Source organism: Streptomyces sp. NPDC057617, from assembly GCF_042800555.1.
Taxonomy (GTDB): domain Bacteria; phylum Actinomycetota; class Actinomycetes; order Streptomycetales; family Streptomycetaceae; genus Streptomyces.
In genome coordinates this window covers 1060664-1079717 of the sequence record NZ_JBHVGV010000001.1, presented here as the reverse complement: position 1 = coordinate 1079717, position 19054 = coordinate 1060664, and the positions used below count along the sequence as shown (strand labels likewise).

The window sequence follows — 19054 nt, the reverse complement described above, 5'->3', positions numbered from 1 at the left end:
AAGTCCGGTTCGGCCCGGCTCGGTTGGGGGCCGGGCCACTTGTGGGTACGGAGCACCGCCATCACTCGTTCAACGTGCAACAAAACTGACCGGAACGCGCTGCGTGGCGCAGCACCTGGGAACGTTCATTCGAATTCCTCTGACCAAAAAAATACGTATTACATACGTACTGGCGAGAAGGTGGTAGAAAGAGGGATTATGCGTGCCGGGCGTTGGTGGGCGGACCGCCTTGTGGAGCCATCGGGGCGCGGGCTGGTGGCCATCCCGCTCGTGCTGATCGTGGTGATCACAGCGGTCGACATCCACTCGCCGACCGATGTCCACCTCGGCCCGTTCCTGGTCATCGCGCCCGCCCTCGCCGCCTCGTTCGCCGGGCCGTGGCTGACCGCCCTGATCGGGGCGCTGACGGTGGTGGCGCAGGTGTTCATCGCCGTCTTCCACGGCGGGCTCACCACGACCAATCACCTGGCGCAGATCACCGCGCTCACCGTGCTCTCCACGCTGGTGGTCTTCTTCTCGCTGGTACGGGAGCGGCGCGACCGCGAGCTGATTCGCGTACGGTCGGTCGCCGACGCGGCACAGCGCGTACTGCTGCGGCCTCCGCCCCGGCGGATCGGACCGTTGCGGGTGGCCTGGCTGTATCTGGCCGCCGAGGACGAGACCCGGATCGGGGGCGATCTGTTCGCGGTCGCCCGCGCCTCCCAGGCAGGCACGCGGGTGGTGATCGGGGACGTACGGGGCAAGGGGCTGGCATCCATCGGCGAGGCGTCCGTGGTGCTGGGCGCGTTCCGTGAGGGTGCCCACCGCTGCGCCACCCTGCTCGAACTCGCCGCGGCCCTCGAAGGCAGCGTCCACCGCAGTCTGGAGGAGGCCGAGACCGAGGAGGACGCCGGCGAACACTTCACCACCGCGCTCGTCCTCGACATACCCGACCAGGGCCCGGAGGCCCACATGGTCAACTGCGGCCATCCGCCGCCGCTCCTGGTGCGCGGCCGCGACGTCACGGTCCTGCACTCACCCAGCCCCGCGCCGCCGCTCGGGGTGTGCGAACCGCCCGGGCCCGTTCACCGTACCGAGCCGTTCAGCCTCGATACCGGCGATACGCTCCTGCTCTACACCGACGGCGTCGTCGAGGCCCGCTCACCGGCCGGCGCGTTCTACCCGCTGGCCGAGAGGGTTGCCGCGTTCCCGCCGTCCAGCCCCGAAACGCTGCTGCGCCACATCCACCGCGATCTGCTCACCCATATCGGCAAGCATCCCGCCGACGACGCCGTGCTCCTGGTCATCGAACGCATCCCGGCCCAGCACTCCCACATGCCGTACATCACGACCCACCATCCGCGCCGCTGAGCTTCAGGGCGTGGTGCCTGGCGCTTGTGGACCCCTACCAGCCGCTGTGTCCGCCGACCGCTGGAGTGGCGGCTCGAAGTCCGGCGTCGTTGACTGGTTGGGACAGTGCCGGTCGGCACTTCGGGGACAGCTTCCGGATGCCGGGGCCGTGCGTACGGCCCGGCCGGAGCCGGGAGGGAGAAGGCGGTGCGGGCGACATTCTCGCTGGGACGGATCGCCGGGGTCCGGATCGGGGTCCACTGGAGCGTCCTGGTCATCTTCGTACTCATCCTGGTGGGCCTGGCCCAGGGGCGCTTCCCGCTGGTCTACCCGGGCCACGCGGTGGGGCTGTACTGGGTCGCCGGGCTGGTCACCTCCGTGCTCTTCTTCGCCTCGCTCCTCGCCCACGAACTCGCCCATGCCATCGTGGCCCGGCACAACGGAGTCCAGGTCGACGACATCGTCCTCTGGCTCCTCGGCGGTGTGGCCCGTCTCAGATCGGAGGCGCAGGACCCCGGCGCCGAACTCCGGATCGCCGGTGTCGGCCCGCTGGTGAGCCTGATCCTCGGTGGCCTGTTCACCCTGTTGACCTGGATTTTCCTGCTCGGGGACGTGCCCCGGCTGATCGTGGAGGCCACGGCCTGGCTGGCGGCCATCAATGTGCTGCTCGCCGTGTTCAACGCCATCCCCGCCGCCCCGCTCGACGGCGGGCGCCTGCTGCGGGCCCTGCTGTGGTGGCGTACGGGCGACCGGCTGCGGGCGACGGCCGGGGCCACCGCGGCCGGACGGGTGTTCGGCTGGCTGCTGGTGGCGGCGGGGTTCGTCCTGTTCATCGCGACCCGTACCTTCGACGGGCTGTGGCTCGCGCTGATCGGCTGGTTCCTGATCGCGGCCGCCACCGCCGAGGGCCGGGAGGCGCAGATGCGAAGTGTGCTCGCCGGTGTTCCGGTACGGCATGCCATGACACCGGACCCCGTCACCGCGCCGGCCGGGCTGACCGTCGCGGAGTTCCTGGCCGACCCCCGGTACCGCTACCGGTACTCCTCGTTCCCGGTGACCGGCGGGACGGGCGACGCCGAGGGACTGATCACCCTGGACCGCGCCCGGCACACCCCGGAGGACAAACGCGAGTCCCTGACCGTCAAGGACGTGATGCTGCCCCTGGCGGAGGTCACCACCGCGGCACCGGACGACCCGCTGGCGGACCTGCTGCCCCGTATGAGCGCCGGCGCCGACAACCGGGTCCTGGTACTGGACGATCATCGCGTCCTCGGCATCATCTCCTCGTCCGACATCGGCCGTACGGTCTCCTGGCTGATCGCCGCGAAACGACACCAGGTGGACCGGGGGGACAGGGGCGACCGGGGTGGCAAGGGTGGTGGCTGGAGTGGTTGGGGGGACAGCCGATAAGCCGGCGACCGGGGGTCAATGCGGCGTCCTGGCCGGGGTGTTGAGGGCAGCGGCGGCGAACTGCTCGCGCCGGGCACTGGCGTACGGGCCCACACCTTGGGGTGAATCACGCGCCCAACACATGGCTGACCAGCGGCGGACCGTGCTCTGCTGGCTCTGCTCCTTGCGGGAGGGAGCCATCGGAGAAAGGGGACGATCGTGCGCCGTAAGGGATCTGCCAGGACGTGGCTCGCCGCCGCCGTCAGCGCCGCCGTGCTGATGCTCGTACCGGGCCCGGCCCACGCCGACGGACCTCGGCAACTGGCCCGCGGCTATCTGAATCTCCACCAGTGCGCGTACTACTCGACCACGGCCACCAACTTCTTCACCACGGTGGTGCCGAGCCGTGACGGGCGGTTCGCGACCGGAACGAAGGTCTCCAACACCGCGGAGACAAGCCCGACATGCGGTGCGGGAGACGGCAACTACCGGGTCATCCCCGAGCGGTCCGGCGTCAAGGCGCTCGATCTGACCGCAGGCCGCTATCTGAACCTGCACCAGTGTGTGTACTACTCCAGCGCCCTCGCCGACCACTACACAACGGTGGTGCCGGGAAGCGACGCGCGGTTCGCGGCCGGGTCGCGGGTCTCCAACACCGCGGACACGACACCCTCGTGCGGCCCGGGAGGCGCCACCTACACGAACATCCCCCTGCTGTCGGGCGTCAAGGCGCTGGATCTGACCGCGGGGCGTTATGTGAACCTGCACCAGTGTGTGTACTTCTCCACTTCGGCGATCAACCACTTCACCACGGTGGTGCCGAGCCGCGACGGGCGGTTCGCGACCGGGACGAAGGTCTCCAGCACCGCCGAGACGACCCCGTCGTGCGGCCCGGGCGACGGCAACTACGACCCCATCGCCCTGCTCTCCGGCGTCAAAGCACTCGCCCTCGGCTAGCCGGTTCACTCTCCGTTCCTCATGGGCCGGGCCGGGCATTCGTGCCCGCCCGGCCCATTGGCATGCCCCCGGGGCCGTCCGCCCCGCCGACCAGCGGAAACGGCAGCCGCAGAGCATTTATCTGCTCCGCACTACACTTAAACATCAGGAGGTCGTATGACACAAAGTAACCACCCGATGTCTCGCGGTACGCCATCCGATCCACTCGGAGACGAACTGCGGGCAGAGCTGTCGAGAGCGATGGAACTGAATGGCATCGGTGGGTTCGTGTGGGATCTTCCCTCCGCGCGAGTCGTGCTCGACCCGAGCGCACTCGCGATATTCGACCTGAAGCCCGAAGAATTCGACGGGCAGATATCTACGCTCTACGACCGGATCATGCCGGAAGAGCTGCCCGGTATCAGGGCGCGGGCCGCCGACATTCTCGCGAATCCCCGGGACTCGACAGGCTGCGGCAATTACTTCCGTGTCCGCCAGTCGGACGGCACCATCCGCTGGGCACACTCACAGGCAGCCGTGCTGCGCGACGATGCCGGAAATGCCGTACGGGCGGTGGGGGTCCTCCGTACCGAACTCCAGTACGCGGAGAAGCAGTCCATTCTGGAGTCCGACCGGCGGCACCAGGCAGGTGTCGTCCAGGCGACCACGACCGCGCTCTCCCAGGCGCTCAGCGTCGAAGACGTACTGGCCGCCCTGACCAGCAACCAAATTCTGGGCCCGGTGGGCGCCGTGGGCATATCGCTGACCGTTCTTGAGCAGAACAGACTGCACCGACTCGCCTCCGCCGGTATGCCCTCTGCATATGTACGCGATATGGAGTATGGGCGGCTCGACGACGACCGGCCGATCGCCGAGGTTTTCCAGACACGCAGTCCGCTGTTCATCACGCGGGAGAACATACGGGCCAATTACTCGATGCTGTGGCCGTACATAAAGGGGACGGGTTTCACCGTGTCCGCTGTTCTCCCTCTTATGGCGCAGGCCCGGCTCACCGGCGTACTCGCGATTCTTTACGAGGGGAAACGCGATTTCTCGCCCGAGGAGCAGAATCTGCTGATCGCCCTCTCGGCCACCGTCGCCCAGTCGCTCCAGCGGGCGCGGCTCTACGACGAGGAGCACGCCATGGCGGTCGGCCTCCAGCAGGCCATGCTCCCCGCCACGATCGAGGCGGTACCGGGCGTGTGCGTCGCCGCACGGTACCGGCCCGCGCGCGCCGGCCATCAGATAGGCGGGGACTGGTACGACGTGATGCCGCTGCCCGAGGGGCGTGTCGGCCTCGTCGTCGGTGACGTACAGGGGCATGACATCCAGGCCGCCGCCGTCATGGGACAGCTACGGACGGCGTTGCGCGCCTACGCCAGCGAGGGGCACTCGCCGGCGTCGCTCATGTCCCGGGCCTCGACCTTTCTGCGCGACCTGAACACCGACCGCCTCGCCACCTGTGTCTATGTCAGCCTCGGGCCCGCCACCGGCCATGCGGAGATCGTGCGCGCCGGACATCCCAGCCCGCATATCCGGACCGTCGACGGAAGTGCCGCGCTGACCGTGGAGGGCGGGCCGCCGCTCGGCCTCCCGCTCGGCCTGACCCCCGGACTGCCCGACCCCGGCGAGATTCCGTACCCCGTCCATTACCTGCACCTCGGCCCGCGGGAAACGCTCCTGCTGTGTACGGACGGGTTGCTGGAATTCCACGACACCGATATGGCCGCGGGGGAGCGGCAGATAGAGGTACTCCTCGACAGCGGTCCCGGCGACCTCGATCAACTGGCGGAGCACATCGTGGCCTCCATCGAGGACCGGCAGGGCCAGGAGGACGACGTAGCCCTCCTCCTGGCCTCCCGTACCGCACCCGGCCCCGCCACCGCATCCGGCTTCTGCCGGTACTCGGCTCGGTGACAGCGGCCCGTCCATCAGCACGCGGCCTGGAGGATCAGCACGCGGCCTGGAAAACCGCTTCGTCGGCGGGGCGCATCTCGAACACCGGCGGATCAGGTATTTGATGGTTCGAACTCCAGGTGCCATCGGCGTCGATGACCGCGATCTTGGCATTCATTCTGACCAGGTCGCCCTCCCATGTGCCGTTGAGCGTCCGCATATTGATATCGCCATCGCGCTGCGGTAGGTAGAGATTCAGTGAGAAGCGGCTGCCGCTCCAGTTGTGCACATCTCCGGCGAAGCGGCCGCTCGTATCCTTTCCGGCTGCACAGACTTTGATCTCGCCGGTCACATCGCAGGCCATGGAGCAGTTTTCATCCCGGACGAGATGAAGCACCAGTCGCCTTTTGTCTTCTGCTGTATAGGAAACCTCGCCCTGCCAGTAGCCGGTCAACTGCGGCTTGCCCGGCAGAGGAAAGTCCCAGGGCGTGAGCACCATACGGCCCAGAATGAGCAGGCCGAACAAAGCGGCCAATATGGCGATGCCCTCGATGGTTCTTCGCCGGAAACTTTTCCGGCGCGAATATGCCCCACTGGTAGTCATATCAACCCCCCTCAGGACATTCACGGTAACAGCCGATCTGTAACCGTTCCATGAATTCTTCGCTACTGCTCGGTGCCTGTCCCTGACACTCCCTGGAACAGCGGGGCACTGCCCTGGAGCAGCGGGGCACTGCCACAACGGCCGGACTAGGCTGCGTTCGAGTACGTCGTTGAGTTGAGGAGGGCGGGGCGCATGAGCGAGGCGTTGGTGTTGGGGGGCGGGGGCGTTGCCGGGGTCGCCTGGATCACCGGGCTGCTGGCCGGGCTGGCCGACGCGGGCCAGGACGTCACAGGGGCCGGTGTGATCGTGGGGACCTCGGCCGGGTCGGTCGTCGCGGCGCAGTTGGGGGACGAGCCGGACCTGGAGCGGCTGTACGCGCGACAGGTCGAGCCGGAGCTGCAGTCCGCCGAGATCATGGTCGACCTGGATATCGAGACCTTCGGCACGGAGATCGCCGCCGCGCTGCGTGACGCCGGGACCATCCAGGAGATGCGGCGCGCGGTCGGCAGGTTCGCACTCGCCGCCGACACGGCTCCGGAGGCGGAGCGGCGGGCGGTGATCGAGTCGCGGCTGCCGTCGTCCGAGTGGCCCGCCCGTACGCTGAGGATCGTCGCGGTGGACGCCGAGAGCGGGGAGCCGCGGGTGTTCGACAACACGTCGGGCGTGAGCCTGGTCGACGCCGTCGCGGCGAGCTGTGCCGTACCGGGCGTATGGCCGCCTGTGACGATCGAGGGGCGCCGGTACGTCGACGGCGGCCTCCGCTCCGGCGAGAACGCCGACCACGCGGCCGGCGCGTCGCGGGTGCTGGTGATCGTCCCGCTGGGCGACGCCGCACTGTTCCCCACGGAAAAGCCACTGGCCCAAGCCGTCGAGGAACTCCGCGCGGCCGGCGCCGAGGTCGCGATCATCGCCCCGGACGACCCGTCCCGCGCAGCGATCGGCCCCAACCCCCTGGACCCCGCCACCCGCAAACCCTCCGCCGAAGCGGGCCGCGCGCAGGGCCGCGAGCTGAAGATCGAGTGGACGCGCGCACACTGATTGCCGGCTTGGCCGCGCCCGGTCGTCAATCCGCCCTCGGCGCGCGCCTGCCGGTCTCCCGTCAGATCCTCGGTCGTCCGCGGCACTCTCCCCGCCTGCGGCGGCCAGTTGTTCTTGCGAAGTCCGAAGTGCCCCCCATGCAACTTCCTGCATGTGCCACTTCCGGAGCGTGGCCAGGCACCGTCGGCGCACCCGAACTGTTGGCCCTGATTGTATTCTTGACTGTGCTTCACCCCTCTCTTCCCTCGAACTCGTCGGCCTCAGAACGGAGTTCGGCGACCGCCCTGAGAACCAGGGCCTCGGAGAAAGGGAGGAAGCAGTGGTGAGTTCCGACATGAGTAAGTCGCATAGGCGCTGGACCGGTCCGGAGAAGTGGTCGGTCGGACTGGGCGCGTTAGGCGTACTCGTGGCGATCATTGCCACCGTGGGGCAGTTCGTCCACTAGGGCGCCCACACATGAGACGGTCGCACGGGCTGAATACGCAGAGAGCCCGGTCTCCAGATACGCGACCGGGCTCGTGATCTACTGCGCGGAGGGCCGACTCTGGCAGGAGTTCGGTCCTCCGTCGTCGTCGCGGGTCGAGTGGACACCCCTCAACGACATGAAGAACATTACCAGCTTCGGCCCTGATGGTCCTTTATGCAAACCTCCGAACTGCCCGGCCGCCCGTTCCGGTACCGGCGAGCCGTTCAGTCCTCGCCCGCGCCGCGGCCCGTCAGGTGTTCCGTCAGGAAAGCGACGCTCTTGGCCACCAGGGGCGTTGCGTCCGCGTTCAGGAAGATGTGTTCCGCGTCGGGGACCGGGATCAGTTCCGCTTTGTTGCCGGCCTCCTGGAGCAAGGCGGTCAGGCGGGTGCTGTGGGCGTACGGGACCACCGTGTCGTGGGTGCCGTGGATGAGGAGGAAGGGCGGGGCCGGGGAGCGGGTGGCGTAGGTGGTGGGGCTGGCCGCCCTCGCCAGGTCGGGGTGGTCTGCCGGAGGGCCGGACAGGAGCGCGGTGATGGGGTCGTCGGGGCTGTCCCGCAGTGGCGCGTCCAGGTCGGCGACGCCGTACCAGTCCACCACCGCCGTGACCGTCGTATCGCCCTCCGGGATCCCCTCCGTACCTTCGAGCGCGGGATCGTCCGTACCCGTCAGGCCCGCCAGCGCCGCCAGGTGCCCGCCCGCCGACTCGCCCCAAACGCCCAGCCGCGCGCCGTCGATCCCGAGCTGGTCCGCGTAGTGCCGCAGATAGCGGATGGCCGCCTTGACGTCATGGAGCTGCGCCGGGAACGGGGCCTCGCGGGCGTGCCGGTAGTCGATCGTGGCGACCGCCAGCCCCGCCCGTATCAGCGAGCCGAACAGCAGATCCGTGCTGACGGTCGGCGGCAGGTAGCGCCGGTCGCCCTCCATCCAGGCGCCGCCGTGGATCCACACCACCACGGGCACGGGCTCCTCCGCCGCCGGTACGGACAGGTCGAGCAGACGCGGCCGGTAGCCGGAGTCGGTGGCGTAGCTCAGCCCGTCGTACCGGCGCACACCGTCGGCGCCGGTGGCCGGATCGGCCGGCGGAAGGTGGGCCGGCACCACGGCCAGCTCGGGCGGGGGCCAGGTGACGGAGCCGGACTCGGTTTCCAATGCTGCTCCCAGGTCGAAGGGCAGGACTCTGCCCCAACGGTTGTCGGCTGCGCGGCTATTCCTTGGTCGCCCCGGCCAGCATCCCCGACACCAGCGTGCGCTGCGAGAACAGGAACAGCACCAGAACGGGCAGGATCGCGACCAGAATCGCCAGGGACAGTTCAGGAATGGTGATGTTCAGTCCCGCACCGGCCACCGGGTTGAACGAGGGGGTGGAGGTGAGGAGTTGGTTGAGTCCGACCTGGACGGGGAACTGGTCGCTGTTCGGCAGCACGAGATACGGCAGGAAGAAGTTGTTCCAGTTGCCGACGAAGCTGAAGAACGCCACCAGCCCCACCACCGGCTTCGCCAGCGGCAGCGCGATACGGGAGAAGAGCTGCCACTCCGTGCAGCCGTCGATCCGCGCGGCCGACAGCAGATCCCTGGGCAGACTGCTGCCGAAGTAGATATAGACCAGGTACACGCCGAACGGGTAGAAGGAGAAGGGCAGGATCACCGACCAGACGGTGCCGATGAGATGGAAGCGGTTCAGCTCCAGGAAGATCGGCAGGACGAGGGTGGCCTGCGGCATGATCATCGTGACCAGGGTGATGGTCAGCAGCGTCTTGCGGCCCCGGAACTTCGTTAGCGCCAGCGCGTACCCGGCCGGCACACTCACCGCCAGCGTCAGGATCAGCGAACCACCCGAGTAGATCGCCGAGTTGGCCAGCCAGGTGGACATCGCCCCGTCCTGGAAGCCGAACAGATGCCGCCAGGCGGTGCCGATCTGCTGGAACGAGCCGAAGGACAGCGGGTTGTCGTGCACCACCTCGCCCGCGGTCTTCGAGGGTGCGAGCAGCAGCCAGATCACCGGCAGTACGAAGAACACCAGCAGGACGGCCAGCAGCAGGCCCACGATCAGGAAGGAGACCAGCCGGGACGGCCGTAGGCGCCGGCCGGTGGCACTGCCTGTGGCGGACAGGGGAAGAGCGGTCTGTGTCATTTCTCGTCCAACGTGAACAGGTTCGAGCGGGCGACGAGCAGACCGGCGGCGATCAGCCCCAGCGCCAGCAGAAACACCGAGATCGCGGCCGCGCCGTTGAAGTCGCCCTGCTGGAAGGCATAGACGTACGCGAGCTGGTTCGGCGACCAGGACGGGCTCACCCTGCCGAGGCTCGCGGTCTGGAGCAACTGGGGCTCCACGAAGAGCTGGGTGCCGGTCGCGAAGGCCATGATCGTCATATAGACGATCCACTGCCGGATCATCGGGATCTGGATGTGCCAGGCTGTACGCCACGGACCCGCGCCGTCCATCCGCGCGGCCTCCAGCACCTCGTCCGGGATGTTGTTGAGCGCCCCGTACATCACCACCATCCAGCCACCCGCGCCGGTCCAGAAGGCGATCAGCATCAGGATCAGCGGCAGATTGCCCGGCGCGAGCACGGCCGCGAAGCTGTGCATCCCCAAGCTGTTGAGCAGCCACGACACCGGACTGACATCCGGGTCCAGCATGAACAGCCACACCAGCACACTGGCCACCCCGGCGAGCGCGCCCGGAATGTAGTACAGGAACCGGAACAGCGCCGATGTGCCCGGCCGCACCCGGCTCCGCAGCACCACCGCGACCAGCACCACCAGCACCACGAGCACGACCAGCCACATGACGAGATAGATCAGCATGTGGGTGAAGGCGGGCACGAAACGGTAGTCCTGTGCCACCTTCACGAACTGGTTGAACCCGGTGAACTGCCCCCGGTCATTGGTGAGCGCCAGATAGAACGAGTAGGCGGTGGGAAACACACCGAAAGCGAGCAGCAGCAGCGCATAGCCGGCGACGAAGAAGTAGCCCGCACGGCCGCGGCCCCTCCGCCGCGGCACAGAGCCGCGGCGGAGGGCGGAGACGGCGACGCGCTCGGTCTCCAGCAGGGTCATTCGTTGACCACCTGATATCCCTCGGCCTTCGCCTGGTTACTGATCTCCTCCTGCCAGGCGGGCAGGGTCGAGACCAGGCTCTTGCCCGAGGTCAGGGCGGGCAGGACCACACTCGACCAGGCGGTGGCGTCCGAGAACTTGGTGTTCGACCAGCCGGTCCACACCTCGTCCGCGGCCTCCTTGAACGGCCCGCTCACATCGTTGGCGAAGTACTCGCTGTTGACCGGGTTGGCCAGCCACGCCTCCGCGGCCTTGGTGTACGCGGGGTAGGTGGGCGCGGACGCCTGGTTCTCGTCGGAGGTGGTCAGCCAGGTGACCAGATCCGTGGACGCCTTCAGATTGGCACTGTGCGAGGACACCATCCACACACCGCCGCCGACATTGCCGGTGGTACGGGCGGACTCGCCCTCCCAGGCCAGCGGCGGCGCCACGGCGATCTGCTTGGCCGGGGTCTTGAAGGCCGTCTTGAACAGGTACTGGCCGTACCAGGACGGCCCGTACGCCATCAGCACCTTGGAGCCGCTGTCCTTGGCGAAGCCCTGGCTGAAGAACCCCTTGGTGGTCACGGCCTTCGCCGAGATCAGCCCGTCCAGCAGCTTCGCCGTCCGCACACACTTCTCGTCCTGCAGATCACTGCGCAGTGTGTCCGGCTTGACCAGGCTGAACGCCGGGCACTGGCCGGCCCAGAAGTACGACTCGTGCGAGTTGGTGTCACCGACGGAGCCCACCAGATAGCCCGGGTGCTCCTTCGCGACGCGCTTGCCCAGCGCCTCGTACTGCTCCCAGGTGGCGGGGACCTCATAACCCCACTTGTCCATCAGGGACTTGTTGTACCAGAGCACCACCTGCGCGATGTCATTGCGCATGCAGTACGTGTGCCCGTTGAACTGGCACGGCGCGAGCGAGCCCTTGGCGAAACCGTCCAGGGTGCTCTTCGGCACGAGCTTGTCGTCCAGCGGCGCCGCGAACGCCTGCGCACCCGGCTTGGTGGGCTCGGACGCCCAGGTCATGTCGGTGGGCGAGCCGAACACCACGTCCGGCCAGCCGCTCCCGGTCCGGTCGAAGAGCTGTGTCTTCGACTGGAGGTACGTCGAGCCGTCGGCACCGCCGTCGTACGTGACGATCTCCATCTTCACGTCCGGGTGCGACTTCTGGTACGCCTGCACCGACGGCAGCCGCGTCGAGTCCGCCCACACCGTGATCTGCGAACCCTCCTTCTGTGCGGCCGGCTTGAACGCCGTGTCCGCGGAGGAGGACGGGTCGGTGGAGGTGTCGGCGCTGGCACAGCCGGCCAGCACGGCCGCCGTGGCCAGGGAGAGCGCGGCCGCGGCGGTACGCAGCACCGCGCGGCGCCGGCCGGCTCTCGGAGATCCGGAAGACCTCATCGTCTTGCCTTTCTTGTTCTCGCGTGGACCGCGTGGGACCGCGGGACCACATGGGGCCGGGGGGACCCCGTGGGACAGGTAACGCGCCGGATGGGGGCGCCGGGTGCGGTAACGGCAGTAACGCCCGCGAGGACATCGGCTGCCGCCGCCGCCCGGTCAGCGCGGCTGCTCGACGAAGCGCTGGAGCTCGCTCCCGTAGCCGAAGTCGAGCGGGAGGGCTATGCCCGGCCCCGTGGGGGCGTGCACCAGGCCCTGGGCGTCCACATGGCGCTCGCGGACGACCTTCGCCGCGGTCACCAGGGACTCGTAGTAGGTGGTGTTGGAAATGGCCATGCACAGGTGGTGGTTCGGGATGTCCGAACCGTGCACCTCGGCGCGCAGCCGGTAGGCGTCGGCGAGGTGTGCGGTGCGCATGGCACCGGTGATGCCGCCCCGGAGGGTGGTGCCGGCGCGTACCCCGAAGGTGGCGGCGCCGGCCTTGATGAAGTCCGCGGAGTTCATATGCGCTCCGTCGGACGTCTCGGCGACCAGCAGCGGGATGTCCACGGCCGCCGCCAGTTGCTGGTACGCGGAGATGCTGAACTCCCGCATCGGCTCCTCGTACCAGAGGTAGTCCGCCTCGGACAGGGCCCGCCCCAGCCGGATCGCGTCCGGCAGGTCGAACCCCGCCGACCCGTCGTACATCAGCGGGACCGAGGGACCGACATGGTCGCGCAGCGCCAGGCACAGCTCGGCGTCGCGCCGGGCATCGCCCCAGGCGTGCAGCTTGATGCCCCTGTACCCCAGTTCGAGGCACTGGTCCGCCACATCGAGGAACTCCGCGACACTGGAGAACGTCGAGGTGGAGGCGTACGCGGGGATCGACTCGCGGTAGCCGCCGAGCAGGCGCCAGACCGGCTGGCCGTGGTACCGGCCGGCCAGGTCCCACAGGGCGGTGTCGATCAGGCCCAGGGCGGGGAGCGGGAGTTCGTGGATACGGTCCAGCTCCCACACCCGGTGCCACAGCCACTCCCGGCGGAACGGGTCGGCACCGACCAGCTCCTCCCGGAAGACCCGCTCGACCAGGTCGCGCAGGGTGATGAAGGCGCCCGGCCTGGCGAACAGAGCCACACCTTCGGCTCCCTCGTCGGTGCCGATGCGCAGGACCGCGCCGTCGCCCACCGGAGCGCTTCCGCTCAGCCCGTCCCGCCAGCGGAAGGGCGGGCTGGCCGCCGGAACGTCGATCCGGTGTACTTCGACATGGGTGATCTTCATCGTGGCTTTCGTTTCTCTGTGAGCGTGCCGCTGTGAGCGTGCCGGTCCCGCGCGTACGGCGCCGTGGGGCGCGTACGGGTCAGAAGTCGCCGTACGCCTGGAGTTCGTAGATGCTGCCGCCGTTCCAACTGGAGCCGGTGACGGTCAGCCGGAGGTAGCGGGCGGTGACGGGCTGGTCGGCGAACGAGTAGTTGGCCGCCGAGACGGTGTTGGCGGAGGTGTGGTCGTCGAGGGTGGACCAGGAGGAGCCGTCGGTCGAGTACTCCAGGCGGTACTGGTAGCCGCTGGGCTTCTCGAAGGTGGTCACCACACTGGAGACACTGGTGTCCTTGCCGAGGTCGACCTGGATCCAGGACGGGTCGGGCAGTCCGAGTCCCTGCGCCCAGCGCGTAGACAGGTTTCCGTCGACGGCCCTCTCGGGGGTGTTGTCCTCCGAGTACGACGAGGCCGTGACGGGCTTGTTCAGCGCCAGATCGTTGTCGGCGGGTGTGGTGACGACGGCCGCCTCGCCGGGCTCGGAGGTGTTGAGCGCGGCGTCGCGGGCGACGACGGTGAACGAGTACTGCTTGTCCGGGGTCAGTCCGGAGACCCGCAGTGTGGTGGCGCCGGTGACACCGACCCGCTTGCCGTCCTGGTAGACGACATAGCTGGTCACACCGGTGTCATCGGTCGCGGCCGGCCAGTCGAGGTCCACCACGCTGGGCAGCAGCGGGGTGACCCGGAGCCGGCCGGGGGCGGTGGGAGCCGTGTGGTCCGAGACTGTCCGGGGCGTGCCGTACACCTGGAAGTCGAAGATGCTGCCGCCGTTGCCGCGCGACCCGGTGACGGTCAGCCGTACGAAACGGCCGGCGGCCGGCTCGGCGGTGTGGACGTAGTCGGTCATCGCCGACGTGTCCTCGGAGGTACGGTCCGCCAGTGTCTTCCAGTTGACCTCGTCCGGTGACACCTCGATGCGGTACTTGTAGCCGCTGCTCTTCTCGAAGGTGGTGATCGCGCCGGTCACGTCGTACTGGGCGCCCAGGTCGACCTGGATCCAGGACGGATCGGGCAGTCCGAGGCCCTGGGCCCAGCGGGTGGACAGGTCGCCGTCCACCGCCTTCTCAGGGGTGTTGTCCTCGGAGTACGAGGAGTACGTGACGGGCTTCTTCAGCGCCAGGTCGCTGCCCGAAGGCATGGTGACCTTCACTTCGCGGCTCGGCGCGGACTCGTTGCCGGCCGCGTCCCGGGCGGTGATCCGGAAGGCGTAGGTCTTGCCCGCGGTGAGGCCGGAGATACGGACCGAGGCCTTGCCGGACGCGTTGACCAGTCTGCCGTCGCGGTAGACGGAGTAGCCCGTGACGCCCTTGTCGTCGGTGGACGCCGCCCAGGTGAGGTCCGCGACGGTCGGGAAGTCGGTGACCGCGGCCGGGGTGCCGGGGGCGGTGGGCGCCGTACGGTCGGTGACGTCGGGGCCCGGGTCGAGGTGGCGGTACGCGGGCTGGAGACCCGCGTTGTTCACGATCGAGGCGGGGAGCTGCTCGCAGGAGCCGACGGTGACGTTGCCGCTCACGTTGTTGCCGATGCTGTTGGCCTGGGTGGTGAACGCGGGCTGGGTGGTGAAGTTGCCTGTGGCGGTGATGTCCAGGCCGTGGTTCATCAGCATCCACTGGTACGCCACGTCGCACAGGGCGTTGCCGGTGTTCTGCCAGTACCGGCTGCCCTCGTCGTGGTAGATGGCACCGTAGGCCGGCGTGGGAACGCCGTGGATGTAGTTGCCGGAGACGACGCCGCCGGGGTTGGTGCTGAGGGTGTAGATGCCGCCGCCGTCGGCCTGCGACTTCATGAAGTCGAAGATCTCGTTGTCGGTGATCTTGCTGTTCCGGCTGGTGGTGTCGGTGTCCCAGATCGGTACGCCGGAGTTGCCGGGGTAGTTGGTGTCCCCGCCCTTGTCGGTGAGGCCCCAGCCCCAGCCGACGGAGATACCGCTGTAGGGCAGGTCGTAGACCTTGTTGTGGCTGATCACCGTGTTGTCGGTGTAGCTGACCAGGATGCCCACCGAGCCGTTGTACTGGTCGGCGACCTTGGTGACCAGGTTGTTGGCGATCGTGGTGTTCTTGGTGATGTCCCGCGGGTCGTCGGGATGGTGGTCCACGATGTCGGTGCCGCCGACCTGGATGCCGGTGGCGGCGATCTGGCGGAAGACGTTGCCCGTGATGTCGGTGCCCTGGGTGCCGGTGTTCAGGTTGAGACCGACCGCGCCGAGGTGGGTGAAGGTGTTGCCCCGGAAGCCGATGTCGTGGCCGTGGCTCACGTTGACGGCGCCGGGGGTCTTCAGCCAGTGCAGCCGGGTGGAGTCGAAGTCGGGGTTGTTCTCACCGACCATCCGGAAGCCGGCCTGGCCCTCGATGAGGCCCTCGGACGAACTGGGGGCGAGCCAGGTGGAGTAGGAGAAGGTGATGCCCTCGAAGGAGATGTCGGTGACCGGGCGGTTCGTGGTGCCGTTGAAGTCGACGAGGTCTTGCACCCGGGGCACGATGACGGTCGCGGTGGACATGTCCTGGCCGGCCTTGGGCAGGTAGTAGACCTCGCCCGCGCCCTTGTCCAGGTACCACTCGCCGGGGCTGTCCAGCAGTTCGCGGGCGTTCTCCAGCCAGGTCGGGTTCTGGATCTCCTGGCCCTGCTGGAGGTGGGCGTTGCGCCAGCACGGCTGCCGCATCGTCATCGCGTTGCCGGAGATCGACTCCACCGGGCAGCGCATCAGCTTCCAGCCCCAACTGCTGACGACCTCAAGGTCCTTGGGGTTCTTGTACGCACTGATGCTGGTGTCGGTGAAGGTGTAGCCGGTCGAGGTCTTGTTGAAGCCGGGCGGGTTCTTCTCGCCGCGCGCCCGGGTCTGCGGCTCGCCGTTCACATAGAGCTGGCGGGTGTCGAGATCGCCGATCTTGGCCTTGTAGACCTTCCCCGAGGCGTCCGCGGGGGTCCAGCCGGTGATCCGCTTGCCCCCGCTGATCACGGGGTGCGCGCCGGGCGCGGCTTCATAGGTGATGCGCTGGCCGTCGCTGCCGGAGTCCTGCGCGGTGAGGGTGAACGTACGGCTCAGCTCGTACGTACCGGACAGCAGCCGTACGCGGACGTCGCCGCGGACCTTCGACTTGGCCGTGCGCACATAGTCCCGTGCGTGTTCGAGCGTCTTGAAGGGATGGGCGGCGGTGCCGGTGCCGGAGTCCCGGCCGGACGGCGAGACATAGACGTCCAGGCCCTGCGCGCGCGGGGACGCCTGGGCCGGTACGGCGGTCAGGGGCGCCACCGCCGCGGCCAGGGAGAGGGCGGCTGTGAGGGCTCTTCGCAGTGGTACGGATATGCCCTTGCGGGGTGATGGTGCGGACGGTGCAGACACGGGAATCCAATCGCCTGAATGAGGTGACAGTGGGGGAACCCGGTCGTCCTCCGGGGTCCCCCGGCGTTGGGGGGCGGCTCGGTCCGTGAGCCAGGCGGCCGGCTTGTGATAACCGGCCCACGAGGTGGACTTCTCCTGTGCTACGAGGCGGACGTCTCCTGCGGGAGGGGATCGTCCGGGGAAGCGGTGTTCTTGGAGGGGCGTGCGGGAGGCCCGGAGGGCGCCCGGGAGTCGAGATTGAACAGCCGGTCGCGGATCTTCCGTTCGAACTGGCTCTGCGTGGTGGCGATGTGCTCCACCATCAGCTCCCCGGCGAGACCGGCCTCCCCCGCGGCGACCGCCTCGGCAATGGCGAGGTGCTGTCGTGCCGCCACTTCCAGCGAACCCGGCGCGTCGCCGTGGAAGAGCAGCACATCGGACTGTGACGCGAGCCGCCGCACACCGGCGACGCTCGATCTCAGGAACACATTGTGCGCGGCGGCCCCCACCGCGTCATGGAACGCGGCATCGGCCTTGGCGAAGCTGTATGCGTCCGACTCCCGGGCCGCCACCAGCGAGGTCTCGGCACTCTCCCGGATGGTGCGGACCTCGATCGGGGTGGCGAGGGAAGCGGCGCGGCGCGCCGTCTCCGACTCGATGACCGTCCGGTAGTCCAGCAGCATCAGGACGTCTTCCATGCTTGTCGGCCGGAAGTGCGAGAGCGGGTCGTCCACCAGCCCGCCGCCCGAGTCGGCGACGAAGATGCCTGCGCCGCGCCGCACACTGAGCCGGCCGATGGCCGCCAGGACCTTCACCGCCTCGCGGGTGACATTGCGGGAGGCGCCCAGGATCTGGGCCAGGCCCTGCTCGGTGGGCAGCCGGTCCCCGGCCCGCAGATTCTGCTCGGCGATGTAGTTCAGCAGTTGCTCGGCGACCAGTTCGTAGCCCGGCCGGTAGCGACGCGACGCGTCGTCGTCCCCTTCGCCTTCGCCAGGGACCTGTGATGGAGCCGCCACGGTGTTACCCCCTCCTCATGCCGCTTCGGATTAATCAGGTTCATCGGCGGGGCAACTATGACAGCCGCGTTACGCATTGAAAAGAGTCTTGCGAAAACTCTGGTCACTTGATCCCTGATACCGCCTCATATCGCATTAAAAGGGATGCGATGTTCCGGACTATTGCGCGAAAGGGATCAGATCCTTAAGGTCCTGCCTGTCCGATGAAGCAGATCCTTTACGGAAGGGAGGAGCGTGATGCGGCGCTTCGCCGCGGTGATCCGGCTGCGGCCCGAGAAGGAAGCCGAGTACCGCGCCCTGCACGCCGCCGCCTGGCCGGGCGTGCTCGCGGCCCTCAAGCGGGCCCACATCGGGAACTACTCCATCTTCCTGCGGGACGGCCTGCTCTTCAGCTACCTGGAATACACAGGCACGGACTACGCCGCCGACACCGCCCAGATCGCCGCCGACCCGGTCTCCCGGGAGTGGTGGACACTGACCGACCCGTGCCAGCAGCCGCTGGCCAGCGCGGCCGAGGGGGAGCGGTGGGCGGCCGCCGAGGAGATCTTCCACCTGGACTGAGGGGCCGCTTGGACCAACGCTGACGCCGACACACTGTTTCACCGAACCGGAGGACCGAACGGTGCGCACCGACGCCCAACTCCACCTGTGGATCGCCGCGTGACCGCCCGTCGGCTCGGCCGTACCGACGTACGTGTCAGCCCTCTCGGATTCGGTGCGGCACCCATCGGCAACCTCTACACCGCGCTCGACGACGACCGGGCGCGGGCCACGGTCGAGGCCGCCTGGGACGCCGGGGTGCGCTACTACGACACCGCGCCCCACTACGGCCTCGGGCTCTCCGAACGGCGGCTCGGCGCGGCGCTCGCCCACCGGCCCCGGGGGGAGTTCACCGTCTCCACCAAGGTCGGCCGGCTGCTGGAGCCCCACCCCGCGCCCACCGGATCCGACCTGGCCGCGGGCGGTTTCGCCGTACCGGACACCCTGATCCGCCGCCCCGACTACTCCCGTGACGGCGTGCTGCGCAGCCTGGAGGGCAGTCTGACCCGGCTGGGGCTGGACCGGGTGGACATCGTGTACGTGCACGACCCCGACGATCACCTCGACACCGCCCTCGACCAGGCCCTGCCCGCGCTGGCGGAGCTGCGCGACGAAGGGGTGATCGGGGCTGTCGGTGTCGGTATGAACACGGTCGCCCCGCTGCTGCGGATCGTCGCCGAAGCGGACGTCGACGCGGTGATGGTGGCCGGCCGCTGGACCCTGATCGACCGCACCGCCGGCCCGCTGCTGGAGGCGTGCGAGCGGCGCGGTGTCTCGGTGGTCG

15 protein-coding genes are annotated in these 19054 nt (G+C 68.5%); 7 read left to right on the top strand and 8 right to left on the bottom strand.

Annotation, left to right across the window (positions count from 1 at the left end; translation table 11 throughout):
* Positions 1–198: 198 nt before the first annotated feature.
* The 4 genes from ACFU9P_RS04715 (at position 199) to ACFU9P_RS04700 (ending at position 5571) form a co-directional block, all read left to right on the top strand.
* Entirely contained in the window at positions 199–1350 is a 1152-nt protein-coding gene (locus tag ACFU9P_RS04715; RefSeq protein ID WP_384077773.1) for a PP2C family protein-serine/threonine phosphatase, read from the top strand.
* A 186-nt stretch (positions 1351–1536) separates the two neighbouring features.
* Positions 1537–2739, top strand: coding sequence for a site-2 protease family protein (locus ACFU9P_RS04710; RefSeq protein ID WP_376386233.1), 1203 nt, complete (start codon positions 1537–1539; stop codon positions 2737–2739).
* Between the two features lie 198 nt (positions 2740–2937).
* The gene (locus ACFU9P_RS04705; protein WP_384077772.1) at positions 2938–3675 is read left to right on the top strand and encodes a hypothetical protein; all 738 of its coding nucleotides are present in this window, start codon (positions 2938–2940) and stop codon (positions 3673–3675) included.
* Positions 3676–3915: 240 nt separating this feature from the next.
* Positions 3916–5571 (top strand): SpoIIE family protein phosphatase, encoded by a 1656-nt coding sequence (locus ACFU9P_RS04700; RefSeq protein WP_384077771.1) that lies wholly within the window; start codon positions 3916–3918, stop codon positions 5569–5571.
* 34 nt (positions 5572–5605) lie between these two features.
* On the opposite strand, the gene ACFU9P_RS04695 is transcribed toward ACFU9P_RS04700, so the two are convergent.
* Entirely contained in the window at positions 5606–6154 is a 549-nt protein-coding gene (locus ACFU9P_RS04695; protein ID WP_384077770.1) for a hypothetical protein, read from the bottom strand.
* Positions 6155–6346: 192 nt separating this feature from the next.
* Between ACFU9P_RS04695 and ACFU9P_RS04690 the strand changes: the two genes are divergently transcribed.
* On the top strand, positions 6347–7192 hold the full coding sequence (locus ACFU9P_RS04690; protein WP_384077769.1) for a patatin-like phospholipase family protein: 846 nt from the start codon (positions 6347–6349) through the stop codon (positions 7190–7192).
* A 690-nt stretch (positions 7193–7882) separates the two neighbouring features.
* On the opposite strand, the gene ACFU9P_RS04685 is transcribed toward ACFU9P_RS04690, so the two are convergent.
* The 7 genes from ACFU9P_RS04685 to ACFU9P_RS04655 all read right to left on the bottom strand — a co-directional run bounded on the left by ACFU9P_RS04685 (position 7883) and on the right by ACFU9P_RS04655 (position 17730).
* Positions 7883–8809: an alpha/beta hydrolase fold domain-containing protein gene (locus ACFU9P_RS04685; RefSeq protein ID WP_384077768.1), complete on the bottom strand. Its 927-nt coding sequence runs from the start codon at positions 8807–8809 to the stop codon at positions 7883–7885.
* Between the two features lie 55 nt (positions 8810–8864).
* Complete coding sequence (locus tag ACFU9P_RS04680; RefSeq protein WP_384077767.1) at positions 8865–9791, bottom strand: carbohydrate ABC transporter permease; 927 nt, start codon at positions 9789–9791, stop codon at positions 8865–8867.
* Entirely contained in the window at positions 9788–10720 is a 933-nt protein-coding gene (locus ACFU9P_RS04675) for a carbohydrate ABC transporter permease (RefSeq protein WP_384077766.1), read from the bottom strand. The genes ACFU9P_RS04680 and ACFU9P_RS04675 overlap by 4 nt, the downstream gene beginning before the upstream one ends.
* A complete protein-coding gene (locus tag ACFU9P_RS04670; RefSeq protein WP_384077765.1) occupies positions 10717–12105 on the bottom strand; it encodes an ABC transporter substrate-binding protein in 1389 nt (462 codons plus the stop codon). Before ACFU9P_RS04670 ends, ACFU9P_RS04675 begins: the two co-directional genes overlap by 4 nt.
* A gap of 156 nt (positions 12106–12261) precedes the next feature.
* Positions 12262–13359 (bottom strand): enolase C-terminal domain-like protein, encoded by a 1098-nt coding sequence (locus ACFU9P_RS04665; RefSeq protein ID WP_376386215.1) that lies wholly within the window; start codon positions 13357–13359, stop codon positions 12262–12264.
* Positions 13360–13438: 79 nt separating this feature from the next.
* On the bottom strand, positions 13439–16735 hold the full coding sequence (locus ACFU9P_RS04660; RefSeq protein WP_384077764.1) for a discoidin domain-containing protein: 3297 nt from the start codon (positions 16733–16735) through the stop codon (positions 13439–13441).
* A gap of 140 nt (positions 16736–16875) precedes the next feature.
* Positions 16876–17730, bottom strand: coding sequence for a FadR/GntR family transcriptional regulator (locus ACFU9P_RS04655; protein ID WP_376386211.1), 855 nt, complete (start codon positions 17728–17730; stop codon positions 16876–16878).
* Between the two features lie 237 nt (positions 17731–17967).
* Here ACFU9P_RS04655 and ACFU9P_RS04650 point away from each other — a divergent pair, with 237 nt between their 5' ends.
* Together ACFU9P_RS04650 and ACFU9P_RS04645 are read left to right on the top strand one after the other, a co-directional pair.
* A complete protein-coding gene (locus ACFU9P_RS04650; RefSeq protein ID WP_376386210.1) occupies positions 17968–18291 on the top strand; it encodes an L-rhamnose mutarotase in 324 nt (107 codons plus the stop codon).
* 99 nt (positions 18292–18390) lie between these two features.
* Positions 18391–19054: aldo/keto reductase (locus ACFU9P_RS04645; RefSeq protein WP_384077763.1), on the top strand; the 664-nt coding region annotated here is incomplete at its 3' end.

Bases quoted from the DNA above. Each gene is read 5' to 3' on its own strand.
- ACFU9P_RS04675 (WP_384077766.1), bottom strand. From the start codon at position 10,720: ATGACCCTGCTGGAGACCGAGCGCGTCGCCGTCTCCGCCCTCCGCCGC.
- ACFU9P_RS04670 (WP_384077765.1), bottom strand. From the start codon at position 12,105: ATGAGGTCTTCCGGATCTCCGAGAGCCGGCCGGCGCCGCGCGGTGCTG.
- ACFU9P_RS04695 (WP_384077770.1), bottom strand. From the start codon at position 6,154: ATGACTACCAGTGGGGCATATTCGCGCCGGAAAAGTTTCCGGCGAAGA.
- ACFU9P_RS04690 (WP_384077769.1), top strand. From the start codon at position 6,347: ATGAGCGAGGCGTTGGTGTTGGGGGGCGGGGGCGTTGCCGGGGTCGCC.
- ACFU9P_RS04700 (WP_384077771.1), top strand. From the start codon at position 3,916: ATGGAACTGAATGGCATCGGTGGGTTCGTGTGGGATCTTCCCTCCGCG.
- ACFU9P_RS04665 (WP_376386215.1), bottom strand. From the start codon at position 13,359: ATGAAGATCACCCATGTCGAAGTACACCGGATCGACGTTCCGGCGGCC.
- ACFU9P_RS04650 (WP_376386210.1), top strand. From the start codon at position 17,968: ATGCGGCGCTTCGCCGCGGTGATCCGGCTGCGGCCCGAGAAGGAAGCC.
- ACFU9P_RS04680 (WP_384077767.1), bottom strand. From the start codon at position 9,791: ATGACACAGACCGCTCTTCCCCTGTCCGCCACAGGCAGTGCCACCGGC.
- ACFU9P_RS04715 (WP_384077773.1), top strand. From the start codon at position 199: ATGCGTGCCGGGCGTTGGTGGGCGGACCGCCTTGTGGAGCCATCGGGG.